This is a genomic window from Halobacteriovorax sp. CON-3 (assembly GCF_043196995.1).
Lineage (GTDB): Bacteria > Bdellovibrionota > Bacteriovoracia > Bacteriovoracales > Bacteriovoracaceae > Halobacteriovorax_A.
Window position 1 is genome coordinate 740,450 of sequence record NZ_JBEBNA010000002.1, and the last position, 21,184, is coordinate 761,633.

10 protein-coding genes are annotated in these 21,184 nt (G+C 40.4%); 8 read left to right on the plus strand and 2 right to left on the minus strand.

Annotated features, from left to right (window positions below; translation table 11 throughout):
- Window positions 1-31: 31 nt before the first annotated feature.
- Complete coding sequence (locus ABMA72_RS14310; protein ID WP_393057618.1) at window positions 32-1,324, minus strand: Na+/H+ antiporter NhaC family protein; 1,293 nt, start codon at window positions 1,322-1,324, stop codon at window positions 32-34.
- 33 nt (window positions 1,325-1,357) lie between these two features.
- Window positions 1,358-1,798 (minus strand): CBS domain-containing protein, encoded by a 441-nt coding sequence (locus tag ABMA72_RS14315; protein WP_392859596.1) that lies wholly within the window; start codon window positions 1,796-1,798, stop codon window positions 1,358-1,360.
- 190 nt (window positions 1,799-1,988) lie between these two features.
- Between ABMA72_RS14315 and ABMA72_RS14320 the strand changes: the two genes are divergently transcribed.
- From ABMA72_RS14320 to ABMA72_RS14355, 8 genes are all read left to right on the plus strand, one after another.
- Window positions 1,989-3,968, plus strand: a complete 1,980-nt coding sequence (locus tag ABMA72_RS14320) for a BCCT family transporter (RefSeq protein WP_392860230.1) — start codon at window positions 1,989-1,991, stop codon at window positions 3,966-3,968.
- A gap of 129 nt (window positions 3,969-4,097) precedes the next feature.
- Window positions 4,098-5,570: a hypothetical protein gene (locus ABMA72_RS14325; RefSeq protein WP_393057620.1), complete on the plus strand. Its 1,473-nt coding sequence runs from the start codon at window positions 4,098-4,100 to the stop codon at window positions 5,568-5,570.
- A 127-nt stretch (window positions 5,571-5,697) separates the two neighbouring features.
- Complete coding sequence (locus tag ABMA72_RS14330; RefSeq protein WP_393057622.1) at window positions 5,698-11,484, plus strand: tail fiber domain-containing protein; 5,787 nt, start codon at window positions 5,698-5,700, stop codon at window positions 11,482-11,484.
- Window positions 11,485-11,633: 149 nt separating this feature from the next.
- Entirely contained in the window at window positions 11,634-17,735 is a 6,102-nt protein-coding gene (locus ABMA72_RS14335) for a tail fiber domain-containing protein (protein WP_393057624.1), read from the plus strand.
- Between the two features lie 145 nt (window positions 17,736-17,880).
- Complete coding sequence (locus tag ABMA72_RS14340) at window positions 17,881-18,297, plus strand: hypothetical protein (protein WP_393057626.1); 417 nt, start codon at window positions 17,881-17,883, stop codon at window positions 18,295-18,297.
- A 169-nt stretch (window positions 18,298-18,466) separates the two neighbouring features.
- Window positions 18,467-18,691 (plus strand): heavy-metal-associated domain-containing protein, encoded by a 225-nt coding sequence (locus ABMA72_RS14345; protein ID WP_392859607.1) that lies wholly within the window; start codon window positions 18,467-18,469, stop codon window positions 18,689-18,691.
- Window positions 18,692-18,699: 8 nt separating this feature from the next.
- Complete coding sequence (locus ABMA72_RS14350) at window positions 18,700-20,898, plus strand: heavy metal translocating P-type ATPase (protein WP_393057628.1); 2,199 nt, start codon at window positions 18,700-18,702, stop codon at window positions 20,896-20,898.
- Entirely contained in the window at window positions 20,895-21,176 is a 282-nt protein-coding gene (locus ABMA72_RS14355) for a metal-sensitive transcriptional regulator (RefSeq protein WP_021267828.1), read from the plus strand. Before ABMA72_RS14350 ends, ABMA72_RS14355 begins: the two co-directional genes overlap by 4 nt.
- Window positions 21,177-21,184 lie beyond the last annotated feature (8 nt).

The window sequence follows — 21,184 nt, forward strand, 5'->3', positions numbered from 1 at the left end:
GAAATAGGTGAAATCGCAATAATTATACGGTCTAACGTCTTGTAAAGATGAAGCCTAGGGCGATAAACGGTAGAATCATACAGTAGTAAGAGTTTGTGACAACTTCCCAAGGAGAGATCTTAAAGGTCACACCCAGAAGCAATGCTTGGGCGCCATAAGGAAGTAGGCCTTGAACTACACAGCTAAAAATATCAATGAGAGAAGCACTTCTCTTAGGTGAGATATTTCCCTGCACAGCAAGCTTCTTTGCAATAGGGCCAACGATAATAATAGAAACCGTATTATTTGCGACACACATATTTGTGAGAGCAGATAAGAGTCCAATACCAATTTGGTCAGCAGCATTCTTATTTAAGTGTGCAAGCTTAGAAATCAGTCTTTGAATCTTATGAGAGATATAGTCTAGTCCACCTTCTGATCTAATGAACTCACTAAGCCCACCGATTAAAAGGGAGAGTAGGAAGATCTCTTGCATATTACTGAAGCCTCGGTAAGTCAGCCCTATAATTGTCGAGAAATCAAATCCATTAAATAGCGCAACGATACCAGCAAGGATAATTCCTCCTGATAAGACAACAAAGACATTCACTCCTAAGATAGCAAGTAAGAGAATGAAGAAGTATGGTAGACCTAAAAATAAATTTGTTGGTTTTTCAACTGCTACATTGGGAGCTGAAATAAGAAAGAAGTAAACAACAATAGCTATCAGGGCCGCAAATGATGCAATTTTAAAGTTCTCTTGAAATTTATCTCGCATATTACAACCCTGTGTTCTTGTGGCCGCAATGGTCGTATCAGAGATTACAGATAGGTTATCACCAAACATCGCCCCAGACATCACGGCCCCTGCTAGGATTCCTAGGTTGATATCTGTTTTGGTTGCCATTGAAAGAGCGATTGGGCCGATCGCACCGATTGTTCCCATTGATGTTCCCATGGCCGTCGAAACAAGGGCAGAGATAACAAAGACTCCCGGAAGAATGAGGGAGTTTGGAATGATTGATAGGCCTAGGTTAACGATAGCATCAACTCCACCTGTTTCTGTTGCAATCGTTGAAAATGCTCCAGCAAGAAGATAGATGAGACACATGGTAATGATATCAGGATGCCCAATTCCTTTTACAAATTTAGAAACATTATTATTGAAAGTATCTTTTGTAATAAAGAAGGCAAGGAGGATTGCTGGTAGAATTGCAATCGGTGCCGGCACTTGATAGAAGGCGTGTTTAACACCTTTCATCTGGAAATAGATCCCAGAGCCTAAGTAGATAACGACAAATAATAATAGCGGTAAAAGTGAAATCTTTTGCTTAATATGAGACATGAAAGCACCTTACCATATCGCTATAAATTGAGTCTAGAGAAATGACTTAATGATATCTTTTCGAGTGACGATACCAACAAGCTTATTATCTTTGATCACAGGTACTCGCTTAATATGCTTTTCAATCATAAATTGTATATAGCCTTCAAGGTCAGTCTCTTCTGTTAGGGACTTCACGTTTCTTGTCATGACTTCACCAACTCTTACTTCTTTAATAAGCTCGTATGTCTTTTCAAGTTGAGTGAAGTTTAAGTTATGCCCAAAAGCCTGCTTAAGCTTTGCCATAGCGTGGGGGACTTCGACTTCTTTACCAACAAAATCAGACTCCGTAATGATCCCAACGACATCACCATCTTTGTTTAGAACAGGTAGCGCACTAATTCGCTTATCACACATTAACTTCGCAGCGTCTTTTACTGTCTTATCTTCTGTGATAGTAATAGGCTTCTTTGTCATTATCTTCGTAATTTCCATATTTACCTCGTTGTTGTAACAGAAGCTATAACGGTGGGATTCATGATTGGTGTGAGTAATTAATTTGTTAAGTTAAATCAAAGAAATTTAACTTTAAAATTCTTGGCCAAGATGTCGATAAGAATGCATTGGTTTTTATACGTTATTTTGTGTTGGTCCCGGTACGGGTCCAATTAAAGGGGAGTTTGTTATCAATAAAGAATCGAAATCGACGGAAGTCGTCGAATCAACAATCAACAAAAATGTTTTCTTTACCTCAGCTTTCTTTATTCTCTTAATCACTGCAGTTGGCTCTTTTTGGCCAGGACATTTAAGTCAGTTCTTTAAGGGGATACAAGCTTGGTTAATTGCTAAGGCCAGTTGGGTCTATGTTTTAGCAATGGGAATCATTTTATTCACATCACTTTGGCTAATGGTAAGTCGCCTTGGTGATATCAAACTTGGCCCAGATCACTCAGAGCCTAGCTATACAAACTTATCTTGGTTTGCCATGCTCTTTTCTGCAGGGATGGGAATTGGTCTACTTTTCTTTGGAGTTGCTGAGCCAATCATGCACTTCAATTCTCCTCCTGTAGGGGACCCGCAGACTATCGAGAGTGCTCGGGAGGCAATGAAAATTACCTTCTTTCACTGGGGCCTACATGCCTGGGGAGCCTATGCTCTTTTGGCCGTCTGCCTTGCTTATTTCTGTTATCGAAAAGGTCTACCACTTCTTCCAAGATCGGCCTTCTATCCAATCTTAGGAGAGAAAGTTCATGGCCCTCTTGGTGACATCGTCGATACCTTTGCCGTAATTGGAACAATGTTTGGTGTTGCGACATCTTTAGGTTTTGGGGTTGCTCAGGTAAATGCAGGACTTCATTACCTAATCGGTATTCCACAATCAGAAACGATTCAAGTGGGACTCATTGCAATCATTACGGCAATGGCAACAGTCTCTGTTGTTCTGGGATTAGATGGTGGTATTAAGAAGCTATCAAATATTAATCTTGCAGTTGCTGTTTTACTTCTCGTTGCAGTCATGGTCTTAGGAGATACTGTCCACTTATTTCAACAATATGTTCAAAATACTGGATCGTACCTTTCAGACATTATCTACAAAACTTTCAATCTTTATGCTTATGAGAAGAAAGAAGAGTGGATCGGTGGTTGGACACTACTATACTGGGGTTGGTGGATTTCATGGTCACCATTTGTAGGGATGTTTATTGCTCGTATTTCAAGAGGGCGTACCATTCGTGAATTTATGATTGGAGTCCTGTTTGTTCCTGCAGGTTTCACATTCCTTTGGATGACTGTATTTGGAAACTCTGCGATCTCAATTGCACTTAAAGATACAACGGGGGAATTTGTTGCAGCTGTTACAGGTAATGTTCCTGTTGCGCTATTTCGCTTCTTTGAGTTCTTTCCATTCTCAAGTGCACTTTCAATCTTAGGAGTCATCCTAGTTATTACTTTCTTTGTAAGTTCATCTGACTCAGGATCACTCGTTATTGATACTCTTGCCTCTGGTGGGAAGCAAGAGCCGCCTGTTTGGCAAAGAGTTTTCTGGGCCGTAACAGAAGGTGTTGTCGCAGCTGTACTTCTACACTCTGGGGGTCTTGAGGCCCTGCAAACAATGACGATTGCCTCGGCATTTCCGATGATCTTCTTATTGTTAATTGCAGTTTATTGTTTAATAAAGTCCTTACGTAGTGATTATCTCTTACGTAATCAGGTTCTAAATCATACAAGCTCTGTTCAATACGAGAAGGCGAGTATGACTTGGAAGGAGCACTTAAACGCTCTCTTAAGTCATCCTAAGCACAAAGTTGCAGAGGAGTTTCTGGCCGATGTCGTTGAGCCTGGACTCAAAGAATTACAGCAAGAGTTTATCAAGAATGGACTAGAAGCGGTTATTCGCTATGGTAAAGATGATGCAATCTCTCTTGTTATTGAAAAGGAAGGAGTTGAGGACTTTAAGTATGAGGTTTATCTAAGGTCCTTTGAAGTTCCTGATTTCTTACCTGGTAACCAAGAGAAGTATTATCGTGCAGAAGTTTTCCTACTAAGTGGGGGACAAGAGTACGATATCTATGGTTATTCAAAAGAACAAATTGTTGCTGATGCTGTTACTCAATATGAAAAGCATTATCAGTATCTGCATTTAACGAACTCGGAGCTGGTTTAGCTCTGACACGAATACTTGGCAAATAATTTTGGTTATTTACTAATATTGGCGCCTTTTCCTACTCAATTATTGATATTTTTAAAGATATATTAAAATTAACCGATAAGAAGAGTAGGGGAAGGTGTTACTTTGAGTTCAGAATTTCGCTCACTTTTAAGAAATATATTTGGTGCTGGAGCTTTAGCTGCAGTTGTTTCTTATTTTAGCTTCCTCGCTCCTGAATCATCAACTTCTCCAGAAGATAAAATGCTTTCTGAGTCTCTTGATGCACAAGAGAGAATCGAAGGGCAAGAGGTCGATGAATTTGGGCGACCTAAGCGTAGACCTTCTTCATTTGAAGAAGAGATCAGTCGACAATTTCCTACACGAAAAAGAAAGAATGAAGAATCACGTGTGAATGTAGGCGGAAAGGTTGTGAGAGACCCTGCCTATGAAGCTCAGCAATTAGATGGCTCAAGTTACGAAGGAAATTTAGGTGGTGGTAGTGGCCGTGGAAGTATTTCTGCTGGTGGCTCATATGCTGGCCCTTCTGGTAGTGGTGGAGATGCTGGCGGCCCTGGTGGCGATAGCTCTGGGACAAATAATTTCTCTTCTGATAGTGGTTCTGGTGATGGATCAACGACTTCTAATTCCGTTGCTTCAATATCAAATGATGACCTTGGTGTTAAGAGTGGCTCATCGACGACAACAACTGAAAATTCGGATGACTCAAATTCATCATCAACAACAACTCCAAGTGGAAGCGGAAGCTCAAATGATCCAGTGATTACTCCTGTGACATGTTCTGTTGATCGTGCTGAAGGGATGTATTCATCTACAATTAATGTAACAATCACTTGTAGTGAGAACTCTAGGATTTCATATTGTTTACAATCAGGTGGGGGATTTTGTGATCCTGTCTCATCTCCAACAATTTACTCTGGGCCTATTGCTGTCGGTACAGTGGATGGAGAGTATGGCCTATCATACTTTGCTGAATCGATGAGTACGACAAGCTCAACTGAAGTGGCCGAGTTTACTTATCATATTGACTCAACTCCGCCAGACTTAATGGTGACCTTTCCAAAGGTCTACGCGCAGACAACGTTTAACTCTGTCTCGAATTACACTCAGTCCGCTGACTTTGGGAAATCAAATTACTTCTATCATCAGATTAATTTTAAAGGCACAAATCCTGGAGCAGCTGGCCTTAACTGGACATGTGATCAGATTTATCATGATTATAACGTTTCAGGTTTTTCATCAATTGCGACAGATGTTGATGTATCAGGACTAGATCCTGCAACCCAACAGATTGATCAATTAATAGGAATTACAGATTTTGTTATAGGGGATAACTTTATTGCAACAGTTATCGAAGATCGCAATCTAGGAATCGTTTCATGCCAGGTGCAAAATGTAGTTGTTAAAGATTTTGCCATTGCTGCCTTTACGGGGACGGGAGCAACTTCTGTTATTTCTGGAGTTCGCACAACTTACGGTGGCTTTGTTGGTTATGGACACTTTCAGGCCACTCCAAATACTTCTAATTCAGGTCAGCTAAGCAATGAGCAAGGGATTACCTCAAATAAACAAGGTCTCTATACTTTAACACATCAATAAGTAACTCAAATTATTGGCGGCTTTCTTAAGCTTACGCAAATTCTTCCTCTCTAAGTCATTAAATTTCTTTCATTTAATCAATTGGACTAAAATGTCGATATGCCACTGTATTAACAGAGGAAGTTAGTTGTACGTTAGTCGAAAATTAACATTTATTTTAGCTCTATGCTTAAGTCTATTCTTAAGCACTGGAATATTTGCGTCGACGACTAAGCTAGGCTACTCTGGCCGCCTTGTGCAAACAAATGGCACACCGGTTACAGGAACTCCTGATCTTAAATTTGATCTTTATTATTCCGGCTCTACTGGAGTAAGTAGGGGAACTGAGACAATCAATGCTGTTCCACTTTCAAATGGAATCTACACTGTCGAGCTAGACTTTGCAGGTATTGCAGCAGTGATTGATGCTATTCCAGCTTCTGAGACTCTCGTTATTCAAGTAACAGATATAACTGATGTGGGAAATCCAGTTGTCTATGACTTTCAAAATATCTTAGCAACTCCAATTGCGGTTTATGCCAACCACGCGGCCCTTGCCGAGACTATTGCAAATGATGCGATCACTCCTGATAGCGTTGATTTTACTGGCGCTTGTTCGACTGGACAGGTTGTTTCTGTAAATGCATCAAATGAATTTGAATGCGTGGATCAAACCGCAGCAGTAGCTGTTGATTCAACTCTTGTTAATAATGCGGGTGTCATAGGATTACCAAGTCTTGTGACTGATAATACAACTTACTATTCTGTTGTTGTGGATGCGCAGGGACGTGTGAAGAGTGGTAATACAACACCACCTTCAACAACAGCAAATGATATTCAAGATAATTTAATTGTTGATGCTGATATCAATACGAGTGCAGCAATTGCGTGGTCTAAGATTGATAAGACTGGGGCAACTCCAAGTGATGTTGGTCTAACTGTTAATAGTGCTGGCCCTCTCGGAACGACTTCTGCTATTGCAACTGAAAATGTTGTTAAAACTTATGTTGATACAACGGCAACGGCAATTGCTGATGCAAAAGTCATTAACGATATGAGTGGCGTGCAGACAACAATTGCACCTTCTGTTGATTCAGTAAAAAACTATGTAACAGCTCAAACAGGTGCTATTACATCTTCTCAATGGACAGATTCAGGACTCGACATTTATTTTAATACTGGGCATGTTGGGATCGGAACAAATTCTCCAACAGGACCGCTACATATCACTGGAGGAGCAAACGACGTCAACACAATGCGCTTTGGTGCGACTGATGCTGATGTTGCCGCTATTACAGATTATGCAAATATGGCAGGTCTTCTCATTGCTTCTGAAGGTGTTTCAAATAGCTATCATAGCTTTAGAATTGTAAGTGATATTGATGGAACAGATATTGAAAGTCTTGCTGTAACTAATGCTGGACGAGTAGGGGTTGGTGTTTTAGTACCAACTCAAAAATTAGATGTAGCAGGTTATGTTAAAGGGACAGGGCTTTGTATTGGGGCCGACTGTCGAACTTCTTGGCCAACTGGAAATGCTGGAACTGTGACGTCAGTAACTGGTGGAGCAGGCCTTACAGGTGGAACGATCACTTCTTCGGGAACTCTTGCAGTTGATGTGGGGACAACGAATGGCAAGATTGCTCAAGTTGGAGCTGGGGATAAATTAGCTGATTCAATTATTAACTATAATCCGGCCCTTGATGTTGCCTTAACTGGTTACACAACGGGAGCCGCTTCAAGCGTTGTTGCTACTGATACAATTTTGCAGGCCTTTGGAAAAATCCAGGGACAACTTGATGCTCATGCTACTTCCATTGCAGCTGCAGTAACTTCTGTTACTGGTGGAACAGGTCTGACAGGTGGAACGATTACATCAACTGGAACTCTTGCGGTTGACGTGGGAACGACAAATGGCAAGATTGCTCAAGTTGGAGCAGGTGATAAGTTAGCAGATTCAATTATTAATTATAATCCTGCCATTGATGTTGCACTAACAGGCTTCTCTACTGGAGCAGCTTCAACAGTTGCAGCGACTGATACTGTGTTAGAGGCCTTTGGAAAAGTGCAAGCACAACTTAATTCTCAAGCAACTTCAATTGCTGCTAACTCAACACAATGGACAACGTCGGCAAGTGATATTTATTATTCAACAGGTATGGTGGGGATTGGAACAGCTTCTCCACGCACGAAGTTACATGTAACAGATACACTGACAAATAACGCAAATGTCGATGAGTCGGGACTTTATTCTCAGACTGTTCATTCGATTGATACGAATGGAGCTTACTCTTCTCGTGGATCTTATGTTATTAATACGACTCAAATTGATTCCGGAGTGACTTCTTCAGGTATGCAAGTAGGACAATTGACTCAGGCCCTAAGAAACGCAGGTGTAAGCGGAGATAATGGAACTTTAGCTGTGCAAACAGCATCTAACGTTGCTTACGGACATCATAGCTTTGATGGTACAGCAAACCCGGTTACAACTGATGCATATGGGATCAAGGTCACAAATTATAATCGTTCAGGTACAGTGACAAATGCTTATGATCTTCATATTGGTAACGATAGTGGAGCAGGTGGAACTGTGACCAATCGTTTTGGACTTTACCAAGTTGGAGCAGCTTATAAGAACTACTTCCAAGGTAGTGTGGGGATTGGGACTAATTCTCCAACAACAGAATTAGAGGTGAGTGGAATTGTTTCGGCCAATAATATTGGATTGAGTCTACCGGCCTCAAACTCTCTTGATAGCAATGCTCTTCCTGCTGGTTTATATCGTGCCAATACTTCAACAACTGGTTCTCCAACTCCTGGAGAGAGTGGGGCGACACTTAATATGCAAAGCGGTGTTGCAAGTGGTGCTGTTGCTCAACTTCACATTAAAGCAAATAACACTGAGGACCCACGTGCCTTTATTCGTCACAGTGATAACACTGGAGACTTTAAAGATTGGCAAGAGATTGTGACTGCTGATGCTACAGGTAATGTTGGTATCGGAACAACGGCCACTCAGAAACTAACAGTAGATGGAAATATCAATGTAACGGCCACGAATGATATTTGTATTGATGGAGCTGGTTGTTTGGCCGCTGCTATCTCGGGTGCTGGTGAAGTGAATACTGCATCTAGTGCTGGAGGAACTTCTCTTTATAAAACAAAGACAGGAACAGACTTAGTCTTTAAAGGTCTAACAAGTTCAAGTGATATTACACTTACGGCAAATACGAATGATGTTGGCCTTGCTATCAATACGGCAAATGGAGCCAATGAATTATTAAGACTAGATGCAAGTGGGCGTGTGCCAGCTTCTAATGTTATGGGCACTCCTCTTACTGGTTACACTGTTGGGACAAATTCAGTTCTTGCACCAACCGATTCAATTGTTGATGCTTACGGAAAGCTTCAAGCACAGCTCAATGCTCAATTTACTTCAATTACAGGTCTGGACACAGATGATGTGGCCGAAGCCGGTAACTTATATTTTACAAATACTCGCGCGCAAACTGCGGCAGTTGTTAACTCGACGGCCGGTAGTGAAACAACTCAGGCGCCATCAGTGAGTGCTGTTAAAAATTATGTGGATGCAAGAGCGACTCAATGGTCGACTTCGGGAAGTGATATATACTATAACACTGGAAAAGTTGGGATTGGAACAGCATCACCGATTGATAAATTTGAAGTAAATGGAAGTATGACTTTAAAAGGTGGATACCTTACTTTACAAAGACCGGTAACGGCAGGTAGTTGGGCCCGTGGTATGCACTATACACCAGATGGAAGTGTTGATTCTACTAGTAATGGGCTTGCAGGTTTTGGGCTACTAGGAAGTGCAACAACTCAACAGAAACTTTATATGACATTTGGAACTGCTCCTTGGAATAGTACAACTGGTATAATTGTTGAAAACACTGGGCGAGTAGGTATCGGGACGAATACTCCTCAAGGTCAAATTCATACATTCGGAACAGAGCCTGTCTTCTTTGACCGCGTTTCAGGTAATCCTTCTCACTTACTCCTACGTGGAGCTAAGGGAAGTATTGGTGCAGAGACAGCTCCATTAGAGAATCATGAAGTGGGACGAATTTCTTTTACTGGCTATGATGGATCAAGTTGGGCAACAACTGCGCTTGCCGGAATTTCAGGGCGAGCTTCAGAAAACTGGACTCCAACGACTAGAGGGACTGATCTCGATTTTAAAACAGTAACGAACGGTTCTCTATCAGAGCAAACAAGAATGATCATCGCAAATGATGGTAAGGTTGGTATCGGTTCATCTGAGCCTATTTCAAAACTTACGGTACGTGGAGCTGATGATGTCACTAATGGACCAACACTAACTCTTGCTGGAGATGTAAGTAATCAATTTGAAGGCGGTCGTATTCGTTTTGCTGAGCCTAATAATACATTCCAAGGTGGATATATTCACTATGATGGAACGGGGCCAGATTATCTTCATATTGGTGTTCATGAGACGGCCGACCTTTTAACAGCAAGTGATACCAATGCTATCAGCATAAGTCGTCAAACGGCGAATGTAGGGGTAGGGACAAGCACTCCATCATCTCGTTTACATGTTTATGAAAATGGTAAGCATTACCACGTTAATCGCAAGATTGACGGATACTCGCAAACAGAAAACTCAACAGGGATAAATTATATTCTTCTTCACCGTGCCTATGATGGAGCTCTCTTAGACGAGCACTATGTAAATGGTGAGATTAATTTAAGGCGAGGTGGAACGGCTGCATGGAATCGAAAAGTTTCAGCACAAGTTAATACGGCCTGTGCGTATGATAGCTGTCGAGGAAATATCATCAACTATGGTGAATACACTTATCTTGCTTATGTTACTTATAGTGGCGTAAAGTATGTTGCTCTTGCTATTCCTGATAACTCGACGATGTATAACGCAACTTTTACTGGTTACGCGTATAATGCTACAGGAGTAGAGCAATTAAGACTTGTCTATGATACAGATGTCACAAGCGTTACAACATTCTCACAAAACGCTATACATACTAATGCAATAAATGTCGCTGCTGGAAATATATCAACGGCTTCTGATTATGCTCTTGGATATAATCTAACTTCAACAACTGATAAGTATGCGATCTACCCACATCTCTTGGGACAAAAGTCAAAAACTGGACTAGGTCCATCTCTTCCTTATGATAATGCCATGAGTATTGAGTCTGATGCTCAGATAACTTTTGTTGAAACAGATGCAGATAAAGTTTCTGGTTATATGGATCTAAATACCAATACATTCATTTGGGATGGAAATGTTGGGATTGGAATGACGGCCCCTACAAATGCACTTCATGTTACTGGGAATATTGGAGCGACTGGTTGGGTAGGTGCAGGCTGTGAAGGCTCTTGTTCTTCTGATGCCTATGCTATTAATTACGCTGATGGACGTATTAGAACATATTCTGGGACTGGATCAGCTTGTGAAAAGGCCGGAGGTTCTGCAACTTTCACATGTTCTTCAGATAGAAGACTTAAGCATGATATTGAAGATTTCAAAGATGGTATCGACGTGATCATGAAGCTACGTCCACGTACTTATGTTTGGAATGCGGATGAAAGCGAAAAGATTAATTACGGATTTATTGCACAAGAAGTACAAGAGGCAATTCCTCATGCAGTAACTGTAGATAAGCATAGAGAGGATGGGGAATACCTAACTCTTAATCAAGGGGAGTTCACTCCTTATATTATCAATGCACTTCAAGATCTAAATCATATGATTGAAGATAATAAGAAGATGTTTAACTTCATGAGTAGTGGAATTGAAACAAAAGTAGATGAAAATAGTCGAGAAATCGCAAGCCTTAAAGAAGAAAATGCTGAGATTAAGGCCGAAAATAGGATGCTTAAAGATTATCTATGTTCAAAAGACCCTGAAGCTCCTTTTTGTGGACAGTAATAATTATTTGATTGGCCCAAAATCAAGGCGAATTTAGGCTACTTAGAATCACCACCGGCAGATAAGTCCTCTAAATGACATTTAATTATTGATCTTAACGAAACCATTCTATACTGACGATAAGCCACTGTATTAACAGGGGATCTTGGTTGTACGTTAGTCGAAAATTAACATTTATTTTAGCAATTTGTTTAGGGCTATTCTTAAACCTAAGTGCTATTGCATCGACGACTAAGCTTGGTTACTCTGGCCGTCTTGTGCAAACAAATGGCACACCGGTAACAGGAACTCCTGATCTTAAATTTGATCTCTATTACTCTGGCTCGATTGGAGTTAATAGGGGAACTGAGACAATCAATGCGGTTCCACTTTCAAACGGAATCTATACTGTCGAGTTAGACTTTTCAGGTATTGCTACAGTGATCGATGGTATCCCAACAAATGAAACTTTAGTGATTCAGGTAACAGACATAACGGATGCAATGAATCCAGTTGTCTATGACTTTCAAAATATTCTAGCGACTCCAATTTCAGTTTACGCCAATCACGCAGCGGTGGCAGAAAATTTAGTTGTCGCAGCTACTTGCTCTCCTGGACAAGTTGTATCAGTAAATGCTTCAAATGAACTTGAGTGTGTGGATCAAACAGCAGCAGTTGCTGTTGACTCAACTCTTGTGAATAATGCGGGAGTGATTGGTCTACCAACTGTTGTGACAGGGGATACATATTATTCTGTAACTGTTGACGACTATGGACGAGTAACTGGAGGAACAACGACTCCTCCTTCAACAACGGCAAGTGATATTCAAGATAATTTAATTGTGGATGCTGATATCAATACGAACGCAGCGATTTCTTGGTCAAAGATTAACAAGACAGGGGCAACTCCAAATGATGTTGGCCTAACTGTTAATAGTGCTGGCCCTCTTGGAACGACTTCTGCTGTTGCGACAGAGAATATTGTTAAGACTTATGTTGATACAACGGCCGGGGCAATTGCAGATGCGAAAGTAATTGATGATATGAGTGGGGTGCAAACGACAATTGCTCCTTCTGTAAATGCTGTTAAAACTTATGTGACTTCACAGACTGGAGGGATCACATCTTCGCAGTGGACAGATTCTGGACTGGATATTTATTTTAACACTGGCTATGTTGGTGTTGGAACAAATACTCCGATGGGTCCATTACATGTTGTGGGTTCTGCCAATGACTTAAGTGTCATGCGCTTTGGTGCAACTGATGCTGATATCTCAAGTCTTACAAATCTTTCTAATATGTCGGGTCTTCTCATTGCAAACGAAGGTGTTAATAATGCCTATCACTCACTAAGAATTGTAAGTGATGTGGATGCAACTCAAATTGAAAGTTTAGCAGTAACAAATGCTGGGCGAGTAGGTATTGGTGTTTTAGCGCCAACGCAAAAATTAGATGTTGATGGCAATATCAAAGCAACAGGAGTTTGTATTGGGGCCGACTGTCGCACAGCTTGGCCAACTGGAAATGCTGGAACAGTTACATCTGTAACTGGTGGCACAGGACTTACAGGTGGAACGATTACTTCTTCAGGAACTCTTGCTGTTGATGTGGGAACAACCAATGGCAAAATTGCTCAAGTTGGAGCAGGGGATAAACTAGCGGATTCAATTATTAATTATAACCCTGCCATTGATGTCGCACTTACTGGTTTTTCAACTGGAGCGGCATCAAGTGTCGTGGCAACAGATACAATCTTACAGGCATTTGCTAAAGTTCAGGGGCAACTTGATGCTCACGCAACTTCGATTGCTGGAAATTCAACTCTAGTTATTAACTCGACGGCAGGTAATGAGACTGGGCAAGCGGCTTCAGTGGATGCCATGAAAAATTATGTCACAACTGAAATTGCTGGTGTTAATCAATCTCAGTGGACAAATTCTGCAAGTGATATCTACTTTGATAGCGGACGAGTTGGTATTGGAACAACTTCGCCAATAAGCCCGCTCACTGTTAATGGTGTAATTACCGCTGGTGGTCTAAACTCTTCAGGGGCCATTACTTATAATTCTTCGGGCAATTATGTTCCCTTTTCTGCTTCTAATTCAACGGGCTATGCCCACGCAAGAATTAATGGACTTGAGGTCGGAGGCATTACCAGTAGCACAAATGAAGGTTATATCAAGCTTGGGGATAACTCCCGCCGAATAAAACTTGATACGAGTGGTATTATTTTTAGCAACGGTATCACTGCTAGTGATGAAGTCATGCGAATAAGTAGTAACGGTAATGTGGGTATTGGGACTACAAACCCATCTGAAATGCTTGAAGTTGTTGGTAGAGTAAAAGGGACAGAACTTTGTATAGGTGGTGATTGTCGAACATCGTGGCCTACTGGAAGTGGTGGAACGGTAACTTCTGTTGCTGGTGGAACAGGTCTAACTGGTGGAACCATTACTTCAACTGGAACTCTTGCGGTTGATGTGGGGACAACAAACGGCAAGATTGCTCAAGTTGGAGCAGGAGATAAGCTTGCGGATTCAATTATTAATTATAACCCTGCAGTTGATGTTGCTTTAACTGGCTTCTCAACTGGTGCCGCTTCAAGTGTTGCGGCAACTGATACAATCTTAGAAGCATTTGGAAAAGTTCAAGGGCAATTAAATGCTCATTCAACTTCGATTGCAGCAAATTCAAATCTTGTTATCAATTCAATGGCCGGTACAGAAATGGGTCAAGCTCCATCGGTTAGTTCGATAAAGACTTATGTTGATGATCGCGCGACTCAGTGGGCGACTAGTGGAAGTGATATTTCATACACTGGTGGCAATGTTGGAATTGGTACAGCATCTCCTACAAGAAAACTTCATGTTGTTGCTGATGATGCAGTCGACGGAAATGATTTTATCGCTTTATTTCAAGAACCTGGAATTACGCCTGAAGCCTCGGCCACTGTTGGTATAGCCGCTGATCGAATGGTTATGGTGCAAGGAAGTGGTGGAGCATTCTATGGTGGTCGAGATGTAGCAAATGATATCGAATTTGCAATGGGAACAAGCATCGCAGGAGAAGCTTTCTCTGGTGCCATGACTAATCATAAGTATGGACTGAGAACAAATAATATTACGAGAATGACAATTGATGAAACCGGAAATGTCGGAATTGGTCTAACTGCACCAACTGCAAAATTATCAGTTGATGGTGATGCAGAGTTTTCTGGTTTTTATACAAGTGAGCAGGTCACTTACGCTAATTACAATTATACTAATCTTTCGTACTTCTTACTTGCTAAGTCATCTAGTGAAGACAAAGTCTATGGACGTATCTACGGACATCGTGGGAGTGCGACGGCCATTCCTCGTCCTTACTTTGTTGATGTTGTGATTGATACATCTTCTGTTTATACAGATGTAGGAGAGATCACAAACGCTTATCGCGTTGATGCAAAGATTGCTTTGGCCGAAATTACTTATAAGGGTGAAACATGGTGGGCGCTACGCTACGATGCGGACAGTACCTTTCATGCTAACAATATTGGATTCCAAGGTTTTCGATCTCAAGCAGATGCTGATGCCTTTAAGTTTATTAATGAAGACGATGCTGATTTAACAGCTGTTTTAAATGTTAAAGAGTATTCTCGAATTCGTGGAAGCCTTTATTATACAAAAGCAGGCAACCTCGGTCTTGGAACAACGACTCCAAGTGAAAAATTAGAAGTTAGTGGAAACGTAAAGGCCACGGCATTCATTGGTGATGGTTCAAGCTTAACGGGAGTTAACTCGTCATCATCTTCTAATATTGCAGATAATACAATCTCTGCTGATACTGATGTCAACGGAACTGGAGCTATTAATTTTGAAACTGGTGGTACAACTAAGATGACAGTTGATAACTCAGGTAATGTTGGTATCGGAACAGCTACTCCTGGTTCACTATTAAATGTCGCTTCAACTGCTCCAACATTTAGATTAACGGATACAGATCAAGGTGGAACTAATGAGCATCTTGTTATTGGAATTGATGGTGGGAATGCTACATTTGATGTTTCTGATGCTGGTGCAGGAAGTTCGATGATTTTACAAGGTGATGGTGATGTCATCCTTGCAGAGAGTGTTGGGAAGGTAGGGATTGGAACAACAACACCAACTACGACATTAGATGTCGTGGGAACAATTAAGGGAACTAGTGTTCAATCAATTGATCCAATGTTTCTTGTTGCTGCAAGTGAGTGGAGTGATACTGCTTACGATTTTTCCGCTGGTGCAACGGCCACAGGAATCAATATTACATTTGACTTTGACAGTACTGGTTCAGATCCATTTCAATTTGGTTTAGATAGTAATAACTATTACCGTGTTTCACATGAAGGTGATAATGAGCAGACGGTTAGAAAGACAATTGCAGGTGTTTCTACAGTGCTTGGAAATGTCGGTCACACTTATGTCTCTGGACAGAAGGGCTTAAAAGGCCATGTGAATATTACTAATAATATCATCACTTGGAAAATTACTAAGCCTAATGGCGCTTTCACTAAGGCCAGTGGTGCAGTTGATACAGGAGGCCTTCCACTTTCTAATTTTAAAATTAGAGCAAATTCAAACCTTAGAAATGTGAAAATTTTTACGGGGCAAAAAGAAGATCTCGCGGGTAGTAAGAGTCTTGTTGTGGATCATGCATCAGGAAAGATTGGAATGGGAACGACTGCTCCTTCTGCACGTCTTTCAATTCAGCAAAGTGGAGTCGCTGATAATTATGAAGGTATTCGACTAATCGCTGATAAGAATAGTGATGGGACAAATGATGAATATCTTGATGTTTATATCGATTCTGCCGGAAAGAAGATTATCCAAACTCAATCTTCAGGGGCAGCAGTTCACGACCTTCTTTTAAATCCTGTAATTGGTAATGTTGGGATTGGAAAAACGATACCACGTACAACTCTAGATGTTGGAACTAACGGTAATGTTGCACTTTTTGGAGATGGTAGCTTAAATGATAAATTTATTTCTGTAAGAGATAATAATCAAGGTTTATATATGGGACTTGATGTAAGTCTTAATGGTGGAAATGGTGCAGGACTTATTCAATCAGGTCAAAGTAAAGGACTGGGACTTAAGGCCAATACTGCAACTTTTGGCGATGCTGATCCAGATTTCTATATAAGTGAATCTGCAAATGTTGGAGTCGGAACAGTGACACCAAGTTCAAAATTTGAAGTAAGACGAGTTTCTGATAATGGAAGTTCAATGGCGCTTTTTGAAGATGCTACTGCTGCCAATAATACATCAGATGTTAGAATTTTTTCCTATAGGCCAGGACTTGTTCTTGAAGATAATTCGGTTAATGCAGATGACTTTAGGCTTGGACTTGATGAAGGAAAGCTCTATTTTACTTTTGATACAGATGATGATGGTTCAAAAGATGCGACCTCTCAGTTTGATGATATGTATGCAATGACTTTAAGTTCGTCAAGAAAGCTAGGAGTGGGAACGACAAACCCTGCGGCTACGATGCACGCTCATGCAGGAGACAATACTGCTTCATATCCAACTAGTATTGCACAAGGTAATATTGTTGCGAAATTTTCTAATAGTAATAACGCCGTTGAGATTGGGACTAATGGCGATTTAAACGGAAGAAGGGCGTGGATCATTGCTAGACATACTACAACGGACACGTATGGAGGCTACTTCTCAACACTTCATCTTCAACCAGATGTTGGTGATAGCACTCACTATCGTGGGGTTGCAATTGGTACCTCAGCAAGTGTTCAATTAGCTGAAAATGGAGAGAGATTAGTTGTTAACGGAACGGCCGCAAAACCAGGTGGTGGTTCTTGGGCAACTTATTCAGATGCTCGTTTAAAAGATTTAACAGGTGAATTCACTTATGGCCTAGATGCTATTATGGCCATTGATACAATTAAGTATCGTTATAAAGATAATAACGCTCTTGGTATTCTCAATGAAAGAGAGCACTCTGGTTTTATTGCTCAGGATATTCAGAAGGTTATTCCAGAAGCTGTTAGAAAAACAACTGATGATTATCTAACTGTCGATAACGATCCAATCTTCTTGGCACTTATTAATGCGACAAAAGAGCAACAGACTCAGCTTGATGAAAATAAGCGCATGCTAAACCTTATGCAAGAAGGGATTTCTCGTCGTGTGGCCTCTTTAGAGGAGCAGGTTGAAACACTTAAAGAAGAGAATGAGATTCTTAAGGCCTACCTCTGTCAGAAGGATCCTGATATGCCACTTTGCCCGAAAAACTAGTCAAAAATTATTGTTAACATGTTAACGTTAGTATTGAGATTTCAGTAGGTTAGAATCTTATCTTATTGATTTTCAAAAGAAGGCTACAATATACATTATTGATCATCTTGCTAACTTGAATGTTGTACGTTGGCCAGGAGGGAGCATGATCTTATTAAAATTCGCAATTCTCTATTTTGCACTAATATATTCAACAATTGGCTTCGCCCAAGGTTCTCAACTTGATAGCTTATTACGTTGTAGCGAAGTTGCACAGATTCGCTGCTTAGAAGTTCAGGAGTATGGCCAAGACTTTGTGGGTCCCATTCAGGAGGAAACCGTTATCCAAGCTAAAATAAGTGAAGCTGTTTCTCCTAGTATTAGGGAGCTTATCTGTTGTGAGGATGATGAAAAGCTGAGAAAGTCTATTGTTGGCCATATCTTTGACCAAATGAAGCCTGATGATATGATCGTGGCCCTAATAGCACATAAGAGCGTGGAAAAGGTACGCGGCCCTTCAAGTGTTGATATGGTCTATAATGATGACCGCTTTGTTGGGCCAAAGCTGCCAAATAAGAAATAAATATCTCATTATAAATTAATTCAAGTACTTAGGGCCCTCTTTTTAGGGTCTTTGTCATTTCTATGTCAATTAACAAATCTTTAATTGCTTTATTTTTAGGAGGGGCGTAATATTCTAGTATACCCTATAGGGGTATATGGTTTTGTTATTCATAGAGAGGAGAGATGAAGTGAAAACAGTTAAATTTGTTGTCAGTGGAATTAAGTGTGGAGGATGTGTAGGTAAAGTTGAAAAACAACTAAAGGATCTTTCAGGAGTGACAAATATAAATGTTGATATCGAAAACCAAGAAGTTCTTGTTAGTGGAGAGCAAGGTTTTTCAAATATGCAAATCAAGTCAATGCTAGGGGAAATCGGATTTCCTGTAACAAGCATGAAAAAACTTGAGGCTTAGGAGACTGAGTGGAAACACAAAATAGTGTAAACTTAAAAATTTCAGGTATGAGCTGTGCTAGTTGTGCAGCTTCAATTGAAAATGAAGTTTCAAAAATTGATGGTGTTAAACTTTCAAGTGTAAATTATGCAATTGAAAGTGGACACTTTGAATTTGAGAATAAGAGTGTCTTAGATGATATTGAAAATAAAATCGTTGAACTTGGTTATACAATCCAATCTGAAGAGGAAGAACTAAGTGATTCAGAACCGGCCAAATCTATTGAAAAGGATAATTTTCATAAGTTTGTTATCGGAATGAGTCTTGCGATTGCGGTCTTTATGTTTGAGATGGGACCTCTTAAGGGATGGCCTTCAAAGAAGGCCAATTGGTATATTCAGTTAGTTTTAACGACACCTATTTGGGCATGGATTGGTTTAAAGTTCCAACGCTCACTTCTACAATTTCTAAGAAGTGGTCGTTCCAATATGAATACTCTTATTGGGCTTGGGACAACAGCAGCATTCCTTTATAGTGTTTTTATCACTCTTTTTACAGATCTAAGTCGTGATCTTGGATTGACGACGAGAGTGTATTTTGAGGCCGTTGGTTTCATTACTTCTTTTGTCTTCCTTGGACAGTATTTTGAAGAAAGAGCGAAGAAGAAAACAAAAGAAGCTCTAAATGATCTCTTTAAATTATCGGCAAAGAAAGCAACGATTCTAAAGGGGGACTCATTTGTTGAAGTTGCCATTAGTGAAGTAGAGGCCGGTGATACTCTTAGAGTTCGTCCTGGTGAAAAATTTGCAGTTGATGGAAAGATTATCAAAGGTAGTAGTGCCATTGATGAATCAATGATCTCGGGAGAACCTCTACCTGTTAAGAAAGGTGAAGGAGAGCAAGTCTTTGCTGGAACAATCAATGGAGATCACGTTATTGATTACAAGGCCACAAAAGTTGGTAGCGATACTTTCCTTTCACAAATTATTAAGTTCGTTGAAGAGGCCCAGTCTTCTAAACCAAATATTCAAAAATATGCAGATAAGATTAGTGGAGTCTTCACTCCAGTGGTTATTGTTATAGCTGTTGTGACTTTTCTTGCTTGGTACTTCTATGGAGGAGAACCAAGGTGGGGGAACTCGATTTCGAACTTTATTGCAGTACTTGTTATTGCTTGTCCTTGTGCTCTTGGGCTTGCGACTCCAACGGCAGTTGTTGTTTCAACAGGTCGAGCATCTTTAAAAGGTCTCCTTATTGGTGGTGGTGAAGTTATTGAAAAAGCGGTTGAAATTGACACGGTGATTTTTGATAAAACAGGAACGATTACTTTTGGCCGTCCTTCAGTAATCGATTCTCTTTATAAAGAGGGTGAAGATAGTAAGATGGTACTTACTCATCTTGCATCAATTGAACAATTCTCTGAACACCCACTCGCAAAAGCAGTTCTTAATTATGCAAATGAAGAGGGTGCTGAGTTAAGCGAACCAGATAGCTTTGAAGTTATTAAGGGGAAAGGAATTATCGCTGAGATTGATGATCTTGAATATCATATTGGAAATGAATCCTTATTAGATGACTTACGTATCAAAAGAGATATTGATTTAGAGTCAGAGAAAGTAGGAAGTTATATTTTTGTTGCTCGAAATAAAGAGCACGTCGCAACTCTTATTGTTGGTGATGAGATTAAACCTAGTGCAAAAGAGGCAATTGATCACTTTAAGTCACTGGGAATTGAGACTTGGATGATTACAGGTGACAATGAAATTGTCGCTAAGAGTGTAAGCGAAGAGGTTGGTGTCGACCACTTTATCGCGAGAGCTCTTCCTCTTGGGAAGGCATCACAAATTGAGCGCTTACAAAAAGAAGGCCGAAAAGTCGCCATGATTGGTGATGGAATTAACGATGCTCCTGCGCTTGCTAAAGCAGACTTGTCAATGGCGATGGGAACAGGAACAGATGTTGCGATTAGTGCATCAGATGTGACAATTGTTAAAGGGGATATCGCAAAGGCCGTAGAATTCATTGAACTTGCTAAAGGGACAATGAAGATCATCAAGCAAAACCTCTTTTTATCAATGATTTATAACACTCTACTTATACCTGTTGCGGCCGGTGTCCTTGTTATTTTTGGAGGTCCAACAATGCCTCCAGTTCTTGCAAGTGTGGCCATGGGATTAAGTAGTATTTCAGTCGTTTCAAATAGTTTAAGAATAAGGAAGTTAATATGAGTAAACACCCAGATCACAAAGCTACTCTAACAAGAGTCAATCGCATTGAAGGGCAAGTACGTGGCATTAAGAATATGATTGAAGATGGCAAGTATTGTGTGGATATTCTGACTCAGATCAAATCGATTAGAAGTGCTCTTAAAGGCCTTGAACACGTGATTCTAGAATCTCACCTAAATAGCTGTGTCATGAAGGCCATAAAGTCTGGCTCAGAAAAAGATTCTGAAGAGAAAATAAGTGAGATTATGGAACTTTTAAAAAAATCAGCAAAGTCGTAGGTTTTATT

What these genes read in the sequence shown, in the direction of transcription:
- ABMA72_RS14310 (WP_393057618.1), bottom strand. Translation starts at nt 1,324, where the DNA reads ATGTCTCATATTAAGCAAAAGATTTCACTTTTACCGCTATTATTATTT.
- ABMA72_RS14315 (WP_392859596.1), bottom strand. Translation starts at nt 1,798, where the DNA reads ATGGAAATTACGAAGATAATGACAAAGAAGCCTATTACTATCACAGAA.
- ABMA72_RS14340 (WP_393057626.1), top strand. Translation starts at nt 17,881, where the DNA reads ATGATCTTATTAAAATTCGCAATTCTCTATTTTGCACTAATATATTCA.
- ABMA72_RS14355 (WP_021267828.1), top strand. Translation starts at nt 20,895, where the DNA reads ATGAGTAAACACCCAGATCACAAAGCTACTCTAACAAGAGTCAATCGC.